Origin of the sequence: Streptomyces sp. NPDC057543 (assembly GCF_042801895.1) — a bacterium.
Taxonomy (GTDB): Bacteria; Actinomycetota; Actinomycetes; order Streptomycetales; family Streptomycetaceae; genus Streptomyces.
Window position 1 is genome coordinate 1 of the sequence record NZ_JBHVFF010000028.1, and the last position, 15374, is coordinate 15374.

At 68.9% G+C, this 15374-nt stretch carries 16 protein-coding genes and 1 pseudogene; 7 read left to right on the forward strand and 10 right to left on the reverse strand.

From position 1 onward, the window contains the following. Window positions 1-365: 365 nt before the first annotated feature. The gene (locus tag ACFU8Q_RS07675) at window positions 366-599 is read right to left on the reverse strand and encodes a hypothetical protein (RefSeq protein WP_384449256.1); all 234 of its coding nucleotides are present in this window, start codon (window positions 597-599) and stop codon (window positions 366-368) included. After that, window positions 589-837 carry a hypothetical protein gene (locus tag ACFU8Q_RS07680; RefSeq protein WP_384449259.1) on the reverse strand — a complete coding sequence of 83 codons (249 nt, stop codon included), beginning with the start codon at window positions 835-837 and terminating at the stop codon, window positions 589-591. The genes ACFU8Q_RS07675 and ACFU8Q_RS07680 overlap by 11 nt, the downstream gene beginning before the upstream one ends. 114 nt (window positions 838-951) lie before the next feature. On the opposite strand from ACFU8Q_RS07680, the pseudogene ACFU8Q_RS07685 reads away from it, so the two are divergent. Next, a pseudogene (locus ACFU8Q_RS07685) lies at window positions 952-1130 on the forward strand (helix-turn-helix domain-containing protein); the annotation flags it as partial. On the opposite strand, the gene ACFU8Q_RS07690 reads toward ACFU8Q_RS07685, so the two are convergent. Continuing rightward, on the reverse strand, window positions 1129-1659 hold the full coding sequence (locus ACFU8Q_RS07690) for a DoxX family protein (protein ID WP_384449352.1): 531 nt from the start codon (window positions 1657-1659) through the stop codon (window positions 1129-1131). The pseudogene ACFU8Q_RS07685 and the gene ACFU8Q_RS07690 sit on opposite strands and share 2 nt — an antisense overlap. Window positions 1660-2103: 444 nt before the next feature. Here ACFU8Q_RS07690 and ACFU8Q_RS07695 point away from each other — a divergent pair, with 444 nt between their 5' ends. Then, the gene (locus ACFU8Q_RS07695) at window positions 2104-3150 is read left to right on the forward strand and encodes a sodium:calcium antiporter (protein WP_384449262.1); all 1047 of its coding nucleotides are present in this window, start codon (window positions 2104-2106) and stop codon (window positions 3148-3150) included. 33 nt (window positions 3151-3183) lie between these two features. Here the strand turns inward: ACFU8Q_RS07695 and ACFU8Q_RS07700 are convergent, their stop codons facing one another. Further along, a complete protein-coding gene (locus ACFU8Q_RS07700) occupies window positions 3184-3717 on the reverse strand; it encodes a hypothetical protein (RefSeq protein WP_384449265.1) in 534 nt (177 codons plus the stop codon). Window positions 3718-3876: 159 nt separating this feature from the next. Between ACFU8Q_RS07700 and ACFU8Q_RS07705 the strand changes: the two genes are divergently transcribed. Then, window positions 3877-5493, forward strand: coding sequence for an adenosine deaminase (locus tag ACFU8Q_RS07705; protein WP_384449267.1), 1617 nt, complete (start codon window positions 3877-3879; stop codon window positions 5491-5493). 88 nt (window positions 5494-5581) lie between these two features. Here the strand turns inward: ACFU8Q_RS07705 and ACFU8Q_RS07710 are convergent, their stop codons facing one another. Next, entirely contained in the window at window positions 5582-6166 is a 585-nt protein-coding gene (locus ACFU8Q_RS07710; RefSeq protein ID WP_384449270.1) for a TetR/AcrR family transcriptional regulator, read from the reverse strand. A gap of 112 nt (window positions 6167-6278) precedes the next feature. On the opposite strand from ACFU8Q_RS07710, the gene ACFU8Q_RS07715 reads away from it, so the two are divergent. Both ACFU8Q_RS07715 and ACFU8Q_RS07720 read left to right on the forward strand, forming a co-directional pair. Continuing rightward, the gene (locus ACFU8Q_RS07715) at window positions 6279-7469 is read left to right on the forward strand and encodes a cytochrome P450 (RefSeq protein ID WP_384449272.1); all 1191 of its coding nucleotides are present in this window, start codon (window positions 6279-6281) and stop codon (window positions 7467-7469) included. Window positions 7470-7474: 5 nt separating this feature from the next. Continuing rightward, the gene (locus ACFU8Q_RS07720) at window positions 7475-7693 is read left to right on the forward strand and encodes a ferredoxin (protein WP_384449275.1); all 219 of its coding nucleotides are present in this window, start codon (window positions 7475-7477) and stop codon (window positions 7691-7693) included. A 79-nt stretch (window positions 7694-7772) separates the two neighbouring features. Here ACFU8Q_RS07720 and ACFU8Q_RS07725 read toward each other — a convergent pair whose 3' ends face one another. Then, the gene (locus ACFU8Q_RS07725) at window positions 7773-8243 is read right to left on the reverse strand and encodes a hypothetical protein (RefSeq protein WP_384449278.1); all 471 of its coding nucleotides are present in this window, start codon (window positions 8241-8243) and stop codon (window positions 7773-7775) included. A 421-nt stretch (window positions 8244-8664) separates the two neighbouring features. Between ACFU8Q_RS07725 and ACFU8Q_RS07730 the strand changes: the two genes are divergently transcribed. Further along, window positions 8665-9549 carry a hypothetical protein gene (locus ACFU8Q_RS07730; protein ID WP_384449280.1) on the forward strand — a complete coding sequence of 295 codons (885 nt, stop codon included), beginning with the start codon at window positions 8665-8667 and terminating at the stop codon, window positions 9547-9549. Between the two features lie 141 nt (window positions 9550-9690). Then, window positions 9691-10932, forward strand: coding sequence for an esterase/lipase family protein (locus ACFU8Q_RS07735; protein WP_384449283.1), 1242 nt, complete (start codon window positions 9691-9693; stop codon window positions 10930-10932). A 168-nt stretch (window positions 10933-11100) separates the two neighbouring features. Here ACFU8Q_RS07735 and groL read toward each other — a convergent pair whose 3' ends face one another. The 4 genes from groL to thrC form a co-directional block, all read right to left on the reverse strand. Next, a complete protein-coding gene (groL, locus tag ACFU8Q_RS07740) occupies window positions 11101-12723 on the reverse strand; it encodes a chaperonin GroEL (protein ID WP_358861679.1) in 1623 nt (540 codons plus the stop codon). Window positions 12724-13099: 376 nt separating this feature from the next. Next, window positions 13100-13306, reverse strand: a complete 207-nt coding sequence (locus ACFU8Q_RS07745; RefSeq protein ID WP_003967346.1) for a cold-shock protein — start codon at window positions 13304-13306, stop codon at window positions 13100-13102. 444 nt (window positions 13307-13750) lie between these two features. Then, the gene (locus ACFU8Q_RS07750) at window positions 13751-14029 is read right to left on the reverse strand and encodes a MoaD/ThiS family protein (RefSeq protein ID WP_266747667.1); all 279 of its coding nucleotides are present in this window, start codon (window positions 14027-14029) and stop codon (window positions 13751-13753) included. Between the two features lie 30 nt (window positions 14030-14059). Beyond that, on the reverse strand, window positions 14060-15361 hold the full coding sequence (gene thrC / locus ACFU8Q_RS07755) for a threonine synthase (protein WP_384449288.1): 1302 nt from the start codon (window positions 15359-15361) through the stop codon (window positions 14060-14062). Window positions 15362-15374 lie beyond the last annotated feature (13 nt).

Below are 15374 nucleotides of genomic sequence, written 5' to 3' on the forward strand. Positions count from 1 at the left end.
CCGCCGCGCCGGGCCACGTCGCCATAGGACCAGCCCTGCTGCTCCAGCCGGCTCTTCACCAATTCCTGCAGTGCATTGGCCACGCGAGGGATTCTTCCTTCCGACACATCGGTTGACCATAATTCCCGAAACCGACTTGCGGCGAGGCACCGGACAGGCTAACGTCCAACAAGCCCGGACGATCCGTCCAACGATACTGGACGTTCTGCTTCGCGGGCACCCCTGCTGCCGCAACTCAACCCACGGGTTCAACGCTTCGCGCCCCGGGCGGGTCACGGCCCGGGGCGGTTCGCCCCTTCCGGCGCCCTTACGCACCGAACGGCGCCCGACAGGCAGGACAACGACCCTTCCCCGGGCCTACACCCTCACGGCAGCCGCCCCTCCCGGTTGACCTCCCTGACCCTGGCCCGCAGCACCTCCCCGAGCGGCGCCGGGCGCAGCGATTCCGGCGGACAGTCCCACTCCGCCCCACCCCCCGGCGCCCGCAGCTGTACGTACGGCCCGACGCGCCCCATCACGCGCCCCACCCGCCCGTCCCGGGTGTCCACCGCGAACGACCCGGGCTCCGGCTCGCACGGCTCCGGCCCCTCACCCGTCATGACCGGCCAACCCCTGCGCCTCCAGCACCACGCTCAGCCGCAGCGCCGTGTCGAGGTTGCACCGGCCGAGGTCCACCAGCGGCGTCGCCGATTCGCCCCCCGCGCACGTCACCGGGTCGGTCCGCAGCGAAGGCAACGTGATCCCCACCCCCGAGAATCCCTCCTTCAGTCGCACCACCGCGTCCTCCGCCGCCCGCACGCCGCCCTCTGCCGCCCTGCGCCGTTCCTTGATCGTCATGACCCATCCCTTTCCACGCTGAGTAATGACAATGCATACCCAGCGTGTCCAACGCGCAGCTGGCCCGGAAGGGGCGCAGAACCAACAACCGCACGTGTGTCACAGGGAGTTGTCATGCCAGGACCCAAATTTCGACCCCTCCTCCTCTCCACGCGCCCTGCTCGGCGCCGAACTACGCCACCGGAGAGAGGGCGCGGGCCTCTCGCAGGAGGAACTGGGCCTTCCGCTGTTTCGTCAGCGGCTCCTTCATCGGACAACTGGAGTCCGGTACGCGCCGGATGCAATTCGAATTCAAAGGCTCAGCACGATGGCGGCGCCGATGCCACCGCCGCACAGAGCGAAGGCGGCTTCCGGCCAGCCGCCCTTCCCCCAGCGGAAACGTCTGTCGAGGGCGAGCCGGCCGGGACCGATGGCAGCGATGGCCAGCGCCACGACCGCGATGTACACGTTGATCTCGACGCCGCCCTGCGTATCCCACAGGCCATGTGGCGCGGAGACGGTCACCATGGCATTGATCATCACGCCGATCAGGGCAGCCGATGCCAGCGGGGTGAACAGTCCCAGAGCCAGGCCGAGACCTCCGAGGAACTCGGAGCCGCCGCAGAGGGCGGCATAAACCACTCCGGGGTGGTAGCCCAGACCGGCGAACCCCTTGCCCGTTGCGGCGAGACCGTCGCCACCGAATATTCCGAAAAGCTTTTGGCTTCCGTGCCCTGCCATGAGGAGGCCGAAGGTGAGCCTGACAAGGAGCAGACCGCAGTCGCCGGCGGGGACCGGAGTCCGCGCCGGTACACGGGCCACTGGCCGGGGCGGGGCACCCAGTGTCTCGTTGATGAACTTCACCGGAGGCTCCTATGCTCCGATGCCCCGGGACGGTGCCGACCGATCGCCCGGAACACGGCGTGATCGTCCGCATGGCGACGCCTATGAGCGCGCGCCGGACACGCAGCACTGCGGCGCTGCCGGGAGGCAGCCGGACCACGGCCCACGGTCGGCCCAGGATGCGCGAGGGCTGGGCTTTTCCGGGGCGTGCCGGGTCTGTGTACAGTGGGCGGCTGCGAAGGGGAGTAGCCCCGCGAACCGGTCGTCGACATGCTGGAGCCCTGGTGGCTCCCGGTGGCCGGGCCCGTGCAGAATCTGCCGGGTGGGCGAGACCTTCGGCTCTTTGTCGACGATGTACGTACGTCGCGGGGCCGAGGTCGTACGCCGGGACTCCTACCGCGTATTGCCCAGGATCCCGTGGTGCGGGAAAGCCGGGCGGTCAGTGTGATCCATTTCGTTTTGCTCATCGTGTGTGCGGTGGCGATCTATCTCTCGTGCGAGTGGTTCGTCAACGCGGTCGAGTGGCTGGGCGAGCGCCTCAACGTCGGGAAGATGGCCGTCGGCACGATCCTGGCCGCGTTCGGCACGGCGCTGCCCGAGTCGGTGGTGACGCTGGTCGCGGTCACTACGGGCGCCACCGAGGAGGCCAGGAACATCGGCGTCGGCGCGGCGATGGGCGGCCCGCTGGTGCTGGCCACGGTCGCCTACGGCGTGACCGGCGTGATGCTGCTCCTCAAGCGCCGCAAGGAACGCACCCTGGTCCTGGCCACCACCGGCATGCCGGCCAGTGGCCCCGACAGGGCCGAGGCGGTGGGTGATGAGAAGGACATGAAGCGGCTGGCCAAGGATCAGAAGTGGTTCCTGCCGATCTTCATCGTCAAGGTGGCACTCGGCCTGCTCGCCTTCGCCTTCAAGCCCGCCCTCGGCCTGTTGTTCTTCGGCGCCTACGCCGTCTATTTCTGGCGCGAGATCCGCAGCGGTGACGACGGCGAGGAGGACGAGGAGCTGGAGCCGCTGAAGCTCCAGCCCAAGGCCGCCACCCCGGCGACCTGGGCCGTGGTGGTCCAGACTCTGGCCACGTTGGCCGTGATCTTCTTCGCGTCCCAGCTGTTCGTGAAGCAACTCGACGCGATCGGCCCGATGCTCGGCCTCTCGGCCGCGGTCACGGCGCTGCTCCTTTCACCGATCGCGACGGAGCTGCCCGAGATCATGAACGCGATCATCTGGGTCCGTCAGGGCAAGACCAAGCTCGCCCTGGCGAACATCTCCGGCGCCATGATGATCCAGGCGACCGTTCCCAGCGGTCTGGGGCTGCTGTTCACGAGCTGGAAGTTCGACGGCGCCCTGCTCTGGGCCGGGCTGATCACCATGGCCGCGATCGTCTACCTCCTGGTGACGATGCGCGCCCACAAGCTCACGCCCGGGCGACTGGCCGTGGCAGCCCTCTTCTACGTCGTCTTCGGCCTGGGACTCATCCCGATCCTGGCCTGACGGCCCTGCCCCCGAACGCCGGTCCGACAACCCTTAGCCCGCGTCGGCGGCGTGCTCCTTCAAGAAGGCGCCCGCGTGGGCGGCGGCCTCTTCCTTGGTGGCGTGGGCGGGCGTACGGCCCTCGTCGCTACACGTTCCGTCCGCGCCCCGTCCGCTCCAGCGCCAGCCGCCCGACGACGGGTCGCGGAACAATTCGGCGGTGCCACCGCACAGTTCGAGGCTGCTCGGGTCCGTTTCCGCGGCGGCCGGCCTGTCGACGGCGTCGGGCCACTTCTTGCGGGCGCCCTGCCGGGTGATGCCCCAGACGGCCCCCATTCGCTCGTAGCTCGCACCGTAGGAACCGGCGGTGCGCGCGGCGATCGCGGTCAACCGCTTGACCTCCTCGTCCACCACCTTCCAGGTGCCGAGGACGGACAGGGCCACGTCGGCGGGGTCATCCGCCCACATGCGGTCCGCGGGGAGTCCGGTCTCCCGGGCGCGCAGGGATGCGGCGAGCGGGTTGAGGGCATCGAGGAGGGCGGCGTCGAGCGCTGCCAGTTCTGCGGTGGTGGCCTCAGGCTTCAACATGACGACAACCATAGTTACCAACTCCCGATTCGGAAACTAAAGTTGTCAAAGAAATGGGACCCTCGACGGATGGACCCGACTTCCTCGATCGGGTGAACGTTCCCGGCCACCAACGTGATTCGAGTCCCGAGCGGCTCCTCACAACGCGATCATTCGGTCGTGATCTCATCAAACCGGACAACTCACCGTCCCAAGTCCCTGCTCCCTGCCGGGCTCGGCGCACTCGCCGCGTTGACCCTGCTCCCGGCACTCCCGGCCACCGCCGCGACCGCGCCGGCGAAGGACTCCTCGTCACGCGTCGCCGCGTTCGCCTCACCCCGTGAGGTGACCGCCGCCGAGCGCAGGACATCCGCGTACCTCGACTCGTTGCGCAACAGGCCCGAGCGGCTGAAGTCCTTCTTCAAGGCGCTGCCCAAGGGGGGCGACCTCCACAACCACCTCTCCGGCGCGGTCACGACCGAGTACCTGATCGAGCTCGCGATCGAGAACGGCCTGTGCATCGACGCGACGATGACGGCGGTCGCGTCTCCGTGCGGACCGGGCACGAGGCCCGCCGCCGACGCGCGGACCGACGCCGCGTTCAAGCGGAAGATCATCCGGGCCTGGTCGATGCAGGACTTCCCGGCCGATCAGTCCGGGCACGACCACTTCTTCGACACGTTCAACAAGTTCGGCATGGCGACCTGGTACGCCCGCGGCAAGATGCTCGCCAACGTGGCCAACACCGTTGTCGAACAGAACCAGTTCTATCTGGAGACCATGGTCTCCCCCGCGTCGGACAGCGCCAGGGCGCTTGCCGAGTCCGTGGGTTACGACGCCGACCTGGCGGCGTTCCACCGCAAGCTCGTGGCCGACGGAAAGCTCGACCGGGTCGTGGACGAGGCGGTCAGGGAGGCCGACGACACCGACGTCCAGTTCCGCAAGGCCGCGCACTGCGACACCGCGCGCCCCGACCCGGGCTGCCGGCTCCCCGTCAGGTGGATCTCCCAGGTGTCCCGGGGCAGTACCCCGGCGCGGGTGTTCACGCAGATGGAGGTCGGCATGCGGCTGGCCGAGCGCGACCCGAGGTTCGTCGCCGTCAATCTCGTGCAGCCCGAGGACTGGGACAGCTCGCTGGCCAACTACAGCCTCCAGATGCGGATGCTGAAGTACTTGCGCGGCCAGTACTCGGGCGCCCACCTCACCCTGCACACCGGTGAGCTGGCCCCCGGCCTGGTCAAGCCCGAGGACCTGACGTTCCACATCCGCGAGGCCGTACTCGTCGCCGGAGCCGAACGCATCGGACACGGCGTCGACCTGGTCCACGAGGACGACTGGCGGCAGCTCGCCCGGACGATGGCACGGCGCAAGATCGCGGTCGAGGTGCCGTTCAGCAGCAACAAGCAGATCCTCGGCATCGCGGGCAACGACCACCCGTTCAACGCGTACCGCCGCTACGGCGTCCCGGTGGTCCTGTCCACGGACGACCCGGGGGTCTCGCGGATCGACATCAGCCACGAGTACCAGTACGCGGCCAGGACGTACGGCCTGCGCTACACCGAACTGAAGGACCTGGCGCGCGCCTCGCTGGAGTACGCGTTCCGCAACGGCCGCAGCCTGTGGGCCAGCGGCTCCGCCCCCTCCGGCTACCGCCTGGTCGCCGCGTGCACGGACAACCGGCCGGGCACCGCCCACCCGAGCACCCGCTGCGCCCGCTACCTCGCCGACAACCCGAAGGCCGCGACCGAGTGGCGCCAGGAGACGGCCTTCGCCACCTTCGAGAGCCGCCACCGGTAACACCGCCCACAGGACCACGCGTCCGGCTCCGAGGCTTGAGCCCCGGGTCCGGACGCCGTTCCAGGAACCGCTGTTCCCACTACTCCGGCTACTCCGGCGCGGACCAGAGATGGCTGAGCGTGCCGAGTACGAGGCGGCAGACGTCGTCCGGTTCGGCGCCGGCCAGGGGCTCGCGGTGGACGACCGTCCGCATCAGGCCGATGCCCAGCAGCCACGCCATGGCGAGATCCGCACGCAGGGCGCCGTCCTCTGTACCGGACAGCCCGGCGAGGGCGCTCTGGTACTCCTCGCCCAGCTCCCGCAAGGTCCCGGCCGCCTCGTCGCCCCGTCCGACGGAGCGCAGATAAACCTCCAGGGAGCGGTCCCCCACCTCGTCCGCGCTATGGGTCAGCATCGAGCGCAGGGCGGTCTCGAAGAGCTCCTCGGGCGGTGTCGCCCGCAGTTGCTCCAGTCCACCCTGCGCGATGACCTGTGTGAGCAGCCCTTTCTTGGACCCGAAGTACCGGAACAGCAGAGCCTGGTTGACCCCGGCACGCTCCGCTATGCCGCGGACCGTCGTCTCTTCGTAGCCCCGGTCCGCGAACAGGTCACGGGCGGCTTCCAGCAGCCGCCGACGCGTGGCCGCAGCGTCACGCCGGCGCTCTCCGGGCGGCGTGGCGGGGGCGGACTCCATGCTGGCCTTCCTCTCCGGCGGCCCGTCAGGATAACGGCCTTAAAGGGTCGTTGACTGCCCCGGGGGCCCACTCCTACCGTTGTAAGCAGCTGCTTACATATCGGAGGCCGCAGTGACGACAGCAGACAGCGCACCCCTCGCCTACCCCTTCAACACCGCCGAAGGACTCCGGCTCGCCGACGAGTACGAGCGCGTCCGCGACCAGCCGGGCCTGTTACGCGTCCAGATGCAATACGGCGAAGCGGCCTGGCTCGTCACCCGCTACGCCGACGCCCGGCTCGTCCTGGGCGACCAGCGCTTCAGTCGAGCCGCTGCCGCCTCACACGACGAGCCCCGACAGTCCGAGGGGCAGCGCGACGGCGGCATCCTCGGCATGGACCCGCCCGACCACACCCGGCTGCGCTCCCTGGTCGCCAAGGCCTTCACGGTCCGACAGATCGAGAAGCTCCGCCCCCAGGTCCGGGAACTGACCGCGGGCCTTCTCGACGACCTGGAGGCGGCCGGACAACCCGCGGACCTGGTCGACCTCTACGCGCTGCCGCTGCCGGTCGCGGTGATCTGCCGGATGCTGGGCGTGCCCACCGAGGACCGTCCGCGCTTTCGCGTGTGGAGCGACGACGCGCTGTCGACCACCTCGCTCACCGCAGCGGAGTTCGATGCCAGCCGCGAGGAACTGCGCGCCTATATGACCGTGTTGATCGAGCAGCACCGCCGGGCCCCGCGGGACGACCTGATGACGGCACTCATCGAGGCCCGCGACGGCGGCGACCGGCTCTCCGAACTCGAACTCGTCGATCTGTGCGTGGGCATCCTGGTGGCCGGACACGAGACCACCGCGTCCCAGATCCCCAACTTCGTCCTCACCCTGCTGGACCACCCGGACCAGCTGGCCTGGCTCAGGGCCGAGCCCGAACTCATCGCGAACGCAGTGGAGGAACTGCTGCGCTTCGTACCGCTGGGCAGCGGTGCCGGCCAACCCCGTTACGCCACCGAGGACATCGAGGTCGGCGGCACCCTCGTCCGAGCGGGCAGCCCGGTCCTGGTCGCCACCGGCGCCGCCAACCGTGACGCGCTGCGGTTCACCGCCCCCGGCGTGCTCGACATCGCCCGCGAGGGCAACCAGCACCTCGGCTTCGGCCACGGAGTCCACCACTGCCTGGGCGCCCCGCTGGCCCGGCTGGAACTCCAGGAGGCACTGATCGCGCTCATCACCCGCTTCCCGGGGCTGAAGTTGGCCGGCGATGTGACGTGGAAGTCCGAGATGCTGGTGCGCGGCCCGCGCGTCATGCCGGTCGGGTGGTGACCGCCATGGCCTGGAACGTACGTGTCGATCCACAGCTCTGCCAGGCGTCGGGCATGTGCGCCGGGACCGTCCCCGAAGTGTTCGCGCTGGACGGCGAGCACGCCCGGGTACGGGCGGACGGGACCGAGCCGGACGAGCGGGTCCTGGACGCCGCCGACATCTGCCCGGCCCAGGCGATCACCGTGCACGACGGGAAGTCGGTCATCGGCCCGCGCCGCGACTGAGCCCCACGCACAGCCGCCCCGTGCCGGGAAGAACGATCCCGGCACGGGGCGGCTGTGTGTGCGGTCGAACCAGCCGGTCCTAGCCGAGCCGCTCCATGACCCACTGAGGCCCACGGTCGGGGAGGAGGACCACGCGCCGGCCATCCGTCGTCAGAGAGCCGAGTTCGCCCCGGCCGAGGGCGATGCTGACCGGCTCTTCATCGACCGCGCCCTGGATCGTCCACTGGTCGGGCTGGTTGCCGCACTGGTCCACCCACACGGCCGGCGGAAAGATCCGGATCGGCGAGAGCGCCAGGCAGCGATTCCCTCCGTGCACGTCGACGATCTGGGCCAGACCGTCGCCCTGGTTGCGGATCTCCCACACGGTACGGGGGCTGCAGGGCTCGATGTGACCGCCGCCCAGGCCTTCGCCACCGGCCAGACACTGGCCGGTGCGCAGGTCACGGATGAGGTACGCGCCGTCGGCGGCGTCCGCGGCCTGGGCGGGGGTGGCCAGTGCTGCCACGGCGACGGCGGACGCGGCGAGGGACAGGATCGAACGAATACGCACGGGACTCCTCGTACGAGAGCGAAACATGGAAAACGGGCCCCGTCGGCGGCGACCCGGAGCCTCCAAGATCACAAGGACGCGGGGCAGTTCGCACACCCCCGAAGGCCTCCGGCGCGGTATTCCACCCCAACGGGGGCGGGCGCGTGGCATCACGCACGGCGCACATGCTCCACGCACGCGCGCCCCTCACGACCAGGCGAATTCCCCCGGAGCTCAAGCCGCGAAGTCCGAGCGCTCTTTCCGAGGAATGGGAGGTGGGCCACTTCCCACCCACCCTCCCCGCCCGGCGAGTTGACTTTTCGTGACCGGCTTGCCACGAACGGTAGTGACGGCTTAGCGTTCCGAATAACGAACGACCCCTGCCGGTGCACGAACACCGAAACAGGGGTCTGACCACTTTGATCGAACAGGACTCGACCTCATGGCTGCCAGCCAGCTTAGTGCTGCCCCGTGCGCCCCGCACGTATCCCCGCCCACGCTTCCGCACCCGATGGCCAATCCCGGCTACGGCAAGCGTTCAGCGCCCTCGCACCTCCCCCGCGCCGACCGCGACTTCGCGCACCTGCCGCCCCGCGAGGCATCCATCGCCGCCTACATCGACCAGCTGCCCGACGGCGCCGACATCTCCGTCAAGACGATGGCCAAGGTCCTCCCGTACGGGCAGTGTGCCCTGCGGACCGCCCTCAACCGGCTCCAGGACGCGGGACATCTGCGGCGCGGCAGCGAGTGCGTGGCCAATGACGAGGTCCTGCTGTGGGTGACCCGTACGTTCTTCTCCCGCACCGCGCGGGACGACGAGTGGTGGGCGGCGTTCACCCGGGGCGACATGCCACCCGAGCGGCGGCAACACCCCACTCGCTCGCGGGCATTCGTCCTGCTGGCCGCGCTGGGCCGTACCGCACCTGCGCTCACGCTGTCGGCGGCGGACTGCGCGGCGCTGGAGCCGCAGGTCACCGTGTGGTTCGAGCGCGGTGCCACGGAGGCGGAACTGCTCCACGCCCTCACCGACGGCCTCCCCACCCCCATTCACCACGCGGCGGCCCTCGTCCGCAGGCGGCTGACCGACAAGATGCCACCCGAACGGGCCGCTCCGACACAGCAGCGAACGGTGTTGCGCACCCTCGAATGCGGCGAGTGCCGCGCCCCCGGCCCTGCGGAGGCCCTGATCGGCGGCCGCTGCGGACCGTGCCGGGGCAACCCCGCCGACACCCCCACCGGCCCGGCCGGAACCGTCCCGTCCACGGGCGTACGCAGCCGCATGAGCGAGGTCCGGGCCGCGATGACGCCGCGCTCCGAGAGGAGATAGGGCGGGAGCCTCCGAGCACACCGGGTGTCCGAAACCGGCTCCCGCCTGGGAGTGGTTTGATCCACTTCCCCTACTTGATCGTTACGTTCCGTGTTCTCGTGGACGCGTATTGTAGTCACTCGACCCCAAGGGGAACGCATCATGTCCGAACCGACCCACGAGCAAATCGTCTCGGCGCTTCACAGCAAGCCCGCCATCACCCTGGCCCCCGGCCCCCGCCTGGACGCCGAGCCGCACGGTGCGCTCCCGTTGCCGCCCAGCACCGTGTGGGACCTGCCGGGCGGCACCGCATGGGTCTACTACGGCGAGGGGAACCCGGGCCTCGTACGGCCCGTGATCTTCGCCGACGGCTTCAACACCGGGCCGAGCAGTCTGGACTTCTCCTGGGAAGTCATGGAGTTCGGCGACTTCGCACTGATCAGCGAGCTGCGCCGCCGTGGACGCGACGTCATCCTGCTCGGTTTCCATGAGCGCAGTGCATCGATTCTGGACAACTCCGTCACCGCGCAGGCGGCGATCACGCGGGCCGCCATGGAGCGGCACGGCGACGCACCGCTGGCCGTCGGCGGATTCAGCATGGGCGGGCTGGTCACCCGGCACGCGCTGGCCAAGATGGAACGCCGGCGCATCGACCACCAGACCGCGCTGTACTTCTCGTACGACAGCCCGCACCGCGGCGCCTGGATCCCGATCGCGCTCCAGTCGTTCGCGCACTACATCCACGATCTCGACAGCCGGTTCTCCGACCAGATCAACAGCCCGGCCGCACGTCAGCTGCTCTGGCGGCACATCGCCAAGTGGGACGGGACGCCGGAACAGAGCGACGAGCGCACCGCGTTCCTCGCGGAGATGGCGGACCTCGGCGAATGGCCGCAGCGACCCCAGCTGATCGGTGTATCCAACGGCGTGGCCGACGGCACCGGCACCGATGTGCGGGCGGGCGAACTGGCCCTGGAGGGCAAGGGCCTGTCGGTGGTCGGCACCAAGCTCTACACCCAGTCCCCCGGCGACGACGAACTCGTCGCGAAACTGCGGGTGGTGACGCTGAAGACCAACGAGGTGCGTACGTCCGGACTCCCGTCGATCGACGGCGCACCCGGCGGCTCGCTGGAAGGCTTCGGCATCCTCGCCGACACGTTCAACGCCCTCAACCCCCTCCTCGGGTTCAAGACCGACGTCCGGATCCGCTCGCACTGCTTCGTGCCGGCGGTCAGCGCGGTCGACATCCGCGGTCTGGACACGGACGAGGAGCTGTATGTGGACATCTCCTCGCTCCCGGAGGAGGAGAGCGGACTGCACGACTTCAAGCTCGCGTCCCGCAACGAGGGGCACACCCTCGTGACGGAGGAACTCAGCACCTGGCTCCTCGACCGGCTGCCGTAACGGCGACGGGCCGCGACGACCTACGACGACCTGCGACGAACCGGGGCATACCTGGGTATACCGGGGCGTACTGCGCCGGACGCCGACGGAACGACATCGACCCCCGGGACCGACAGGTCCCGGGGGTCGATGGGGAACAGCTGTACAGGAACTACCGATCCGTCAGGATCAGAAGTCCATGTCACCGCCCGGCATGCCGCCCGGAGCGGCCGCGGCGGCCTTCTCCGGCTTGTCGGCGATGACGGCCTCGGTGGTGAGGAAGAGCGCGGCGATGGACGCGGCGTTCTGCAGGGCGGAGCGCGTGACCTTCGCCGGGTCGAGAATGCCCTCGGCGATCATGTCGACGTACTCGCCGGTCGCGGCGTTCAGACCGTGGCCGACGGCCAGGTTGCGCACCTTCTCGACGACGACGCCGCCCTCAAGACCACCGTTGACGGCGATCTGCTTGAGCGGGGCCTCCAGCGCCAGCTTGACGGCGTTGGCGCCGGTCGCCTCGTCACCCGAGAGCTCCAGCTTCTCGAAGACGGCCGAGGCCTGGAGCAGAGCCACGCCACCACCGGCGACGATGCCCTCCTCGACGGCGGCCTTGGCGTTGCGCACCGCGTCCTCGATGCGGTGCTTGCGCTCCTTGAGCTCGACCTCGGTCGCGGCACCGGCCTTGATGACGGCCACGCCGCCGGCCAGCTTCGCGAGGCGCTCCTGGAGCTTCTCGCGGTCGTAGTCCGAGTCGGAGTTCTCGATCTCGGCACGGATCTGGTTGACGCGACCCTGAACCTGGTCGGTGTCACCGGCGCCGTCGACGATCGTCGTCTCGTCCTTGGTGATGACGACCTTGCGGGCGCGGCCGAGCAGGTCGAGACCGGCGTTCTCCAGCTTGAGGCCGACCTCCTCGGAGATGACGGTGCCACCGGTGAGGATGGCGATGTCGCCGAGCATGGCCTTGCGGCGGTCACCGAAGCCCGGGGCCTTGACGGCGACGGACTTGAAGGTGCCACGGATCTTGTTGACGACCAGGGTCGACAGGGCCTCGCCCTCGACGTCCTCGGCGATGATCAGCAGCGGCTTGCCGGACTGCATGACCTTCTCCAGCAGCGGAAGGAGGTCCTTCACGTTGCTGACCTTGGAGTTCACGATCAGGATGTACGGGTCGTCCAGCGACGACTCCATGCGCTCCATGTCCGTGGCGAAGTACGCCGAGATGTAGCCCTTGTCGAAGCGCATACCCTCGGTGAGCTCCAGCTCCAGACCGAAGGTCTGGGACTCCTCGACGGTGATGACGCCTTCCTTGCCGACCTTGTCCATGGCCTCGGCGATGAGCTCGCCGATCTGGGTGTCGGCGGCGGAGATGGAGGCGGTCGAAGCGATCTGCTCCTTGGTCTCCACGTCCTTGGCCTGCTCCAGGAGGGCGGCGGAGACGGCCTCGACGGCCTTCTCGATGCCCCGCTTGAGGGCCATCGGGTTGGCACCCGCGGCGACGTTGCGCAGGCCCTCGCGGACGAGAGCCTGGGCGAGAACGGTGGCGGTGGTCGTACCGTCGCCGGCGACGTCGTCCGTCTTCTTGGCGACCTCCTTGACCAGCTCCGCACCGATCTTCTCGTACGGGTCCTCCAGCTCGATCTCCTTGGCGATGGACACACCATCGTTGGTGATCGTGGGGGCGCCCCACTTCTTCTCAAGGACGACGTTGCGACCCTTGGGGCCAAGGGTGACCTTGACGGCGTCGGCGAGCTGGTTCATGCCGCGCTCGAGACCGCGCCGGGCCTCCTCGTCGAACGCGATGATCTTGGCCATGTGAAGTGGTCCTCCCGGACAGGGGTGGATTGCTCCGGACCGAGTGGCGCCCGCGACGGACGGCCTGCCTGACCGGTGGTTCCTTGCCCCACCGGACCTGCGGGCCTCACCGGCCCGGTCCAAGTTCTGTCACTCTCACCTGGAGAGTGCTAACGCCAATGATTAGCACTCGACCCCGGAGAGTGCAAGCGTCCGCCTCGGGATGTGGACAACGACGGCCCCCCTCGGACAGCCCCGGACACACGACACGCAGACGCGCGTCGCACGGACACGGGCGCTCGGACACACAGACGCGCGGAGGGTCCGTACCCCAGGGGTACGGACCCTCCGTGCGTGAGTAGTGCGTGAGTATTGTCGTTGGCCGACCGCGTCGAGCTCAGCCGACGGCGAGCTTGACCATGTCCGCCTGCGGCCCCTTCTGGCCCTGCGAGATCTCGAATTCAACTCGCTGACCCTCTTCGAGGGTGCGGTACCCGTCCATCTGGATCGCGCTGTAGTGGACGAAAACATCCGCACCACCGTCGACCGCGATGAAGCCGTACCCCTTCTCCGCGTTGAACCACTTGACGGTGCCCTGAGCCATGCCTAACTCCCCTATTACTGGCCCTTGCACAGGACCGCACTTCGCGGACCCGGGTCAGAACTCACCCTCCGACAGGAGAGGGTGCGTGCGCCGGAACGCGTCGACCGCGGCCGAATGTATCTGCCCAACTGCCCTCTGCAACAGGTCAATCGGACGAGAATTCTGGGCAGCACCGAACGCCCGATTATGAGGAATTCATGAGATTCCAGGGCAAGTCGGGCCGGGCAAAGGTGACTTATGGCGCAAGGAGATCGACTACTTTGGCTGCTTCTTGTCGTGGCCGGGCGCATTCTCATATGCGGGCGGCACGGGCAGCTGGGGGGACTTCCCACACTGTACCGCGCTCAACCATGCAGAATTGCCCCCTCCGCTTCTCTCGCAGAGGGGGCAATTCCGGTGACACGTCGAAGGCGGCGAAAGCCGGCCCGGGAGCCGGACGGGGGGTCAGCAGCCGCCCGCGACCGCCGGGATGATCGAGATTCCGGCGCCGTCCGGCGTGGCCGTCTCCAGGCCGCCCTCGAAGCGCACGTCGTCGTCGTTGACGTAGACGTTCACGAAGCGGCGCAGCTTGCCCTGGTCGTCCAGGACGCGGGCGGCGATGCCCGGGTGGTTCTGCTCCAGGGACTGGATGACCTGGGAGAGGGTCGAGCCCTCGGCCGGGACCTCGGCCTGGCCGCCCGTGTAGGTGCGGAGGATGGTGGGGATACGGACCTTGACGCTCATGATGGGTGCCCTTCCTGGAGTCTCGGGTGGTCAGCTGGTGGCGAGTCCGGCGGCGCGGAACGCGTCCAGGCTCGGGCGGATCGTGGCGGTCGCCTGCGAGGTGGCGGCCACCGCGTCCAGGGTCTTGAGGCCGTCACCCGTGTTGAGGACGACGGTGGTCAGCGCCGGGTCGATCAGACCGGCCTCGATCAGCTTCTTCGTGACGCCGACCGTCACGCCGCCCGCCGTCTCCGCGAAGATGCCCTCCGTGCGGGCGAGGAGCTTGATCGCGTCGACGACCTGCTCGTCATTGACGTCCTCGACCGCGCCTCCGGTGCGGCGGGCGATGTCCAGGACGTACGGGCCGTCGGCCGGGTTGCCGATCGCCAGGGACTTGGCGATGGTGTTCGGCTTCTGGGGCCGCACGACGTCGTGACCGGCCTTGAAGGCGGTGGAGACCGGGGAACAGCCCTCGGCCTGGGCGCCGAAGATCTTGTACGGCTTGTCCTCGACCAGGCCCAGCTTGATCAGCTCCTGGAGCCCCTTGTCGATCTTCGTGAGCTGCGAGCCGGACGCGATCGGGATGACGATCTGGTCGGGCAGCTGCCAGCCGAGCTGCTCGCAGATCTCGTACGCCAGGGTCTTGGAGCCCTCGCCGTAGTAAGGACGCAGGTTGACGTTGACGAAGCCCCAGCCCTCGCCGAGCGGATCGCCGATGAGCTCCGAACAGAAGCGGTTGACGTCGTCGTAGTTGCCCTCGATGCCGACCAGCTCACCGCCGTACACCGCTGCCATGACGACCTTGCCCTGCTCCAGGTCGTGCGGGATGAACACGCAGGAGCGGAAGCCGGCCCGGGCGGCGGCAGCGCCCACCGCACCGGCGAGGTTGCCGGTGGAGGAGCAGGAGAGGGTGGTGAAACCGAAGGCGCGGGCGGCCTCGACGGCGATGGCGACGACGCGGTCCTTGAAGGAGTGAGTCGGGTTGCCGGAGTCGTCCTTGACGTACAGACCGCCGGTGACGCCCAGCTCACGGGCGAGGTTGTCGGCCTTGACCAGCTTGGTGAAGCCGGGGTTGATGTTGGGCTTGTCCGCGACGTTCGCGGGGACCGGCAGCAGCGGCGCGTAGCGCCAGATGTTGTCGGGTCCGGCCTCGATGCGCTTCTTCAGCTCGTCGGGGGAGCCGCTCGGCAGGTCGTACGCCACTTCGAGCGGCCCGAAACAGGACGCGCAGGCGAAAATGGGACCGAGTTCGAATCGCTCGCCGCACTCGCGGCAGGAAAGCGCCGCGGCAGGACCCAGATCGACAACCTCGGCGGAAGAGTCGGTGCTTACTGCAACAGTCTGCGCAGCCATGGAGGCGAGGCCC

What these genes read in the sequence shown, in the direction of transcription:
- ACFU8Q_RS07675 (WP_384449256.1), bottom strand. Translation starts at nt 599, where the DNA reads ATGACGGGTGAGGGGCCGGAGCCGTGCGAGCCGGAGCCCGGGTCGTTC.
- ACFU8Q_RS07680 (WP_384449259.1), bottom strand. Translation starts at nt 837, where the DNA reads ATGACGATCAAGGAACGGCGCAGGGCGGCAGAGGGCGGCGTGCGGGCG.
- ACFU8Q_RS07700 (WP_384449265.1), bottom strand. Translation starts at nt 3,717, where the DNA reads ATGTTGAAGCCTGAGGCCACCACCGCAGAACTGGCAGCGCTCGACGCC.
- ACFU8Q_RS07710 (WP_384449270.1), bottom strand. Translation starts at nt 6,166, where the DNA reads ATGGAGTCCGCCCCCGCCACGCCGCCCGGAGAGCGCCGGCGTGACGCT.
- ACFU8Q_RS07720 (WP_384449275.1), top strand. Translation starts at nt 7,475, where the DNA reads ATGGCCTGGAACGTACGTGTCGATCCACAGCTCTGCCAGGCGTCGGGC.
- ACFU8Q_RS07730 (WP_384449280.1), top strand. Translation starts at nt 8,665, where the DNA reads ATGGCTGCCAGCCAGCTTAGTGCTGCCCCGTGCGCCCCGCACGTATCC.
- ACFU8Q_RS07735 (WP_384449283.1), top strand. Translation starts at nt 9,691, where the DNA reads ATGTCCGAACCGACCCACGAGCAAATCGTCTCGGCGCTTCACAGCAAG.
- groL (WP_358861679.1), bottom strand. Translation starts at nt 12,723, where the DNA reads ATGGCCAAGATCATCGCGTTCGACGAGGAGGCCCGGCGCGGTCTCGAG.
- ACFU8Q_RS07745 (WP_003967346.1), bottom strand. Translation starts at nt 13,306, where the DNA reads ATGGCTCAGGGCACCGTCAAGTGGTTCAACGCGGAGAAGGGGTACGGC.
- ACFU8Q_RS07750 (WP_266747667.1), bottom strand. Translation starts at nt 14,029, where the DNA reads ATGAGCGTCAAGGTCCGTATCCCCACCATCCTCCGCACCTACACGGGC.
- thrC (WP_384449288.1), bottom strand. Translation starts at nt 15,361, where the DNA reads ATGGCTGCGCAGACTGTTGCAGTAAGCACCGACTCTTCCGCCGAGGTT.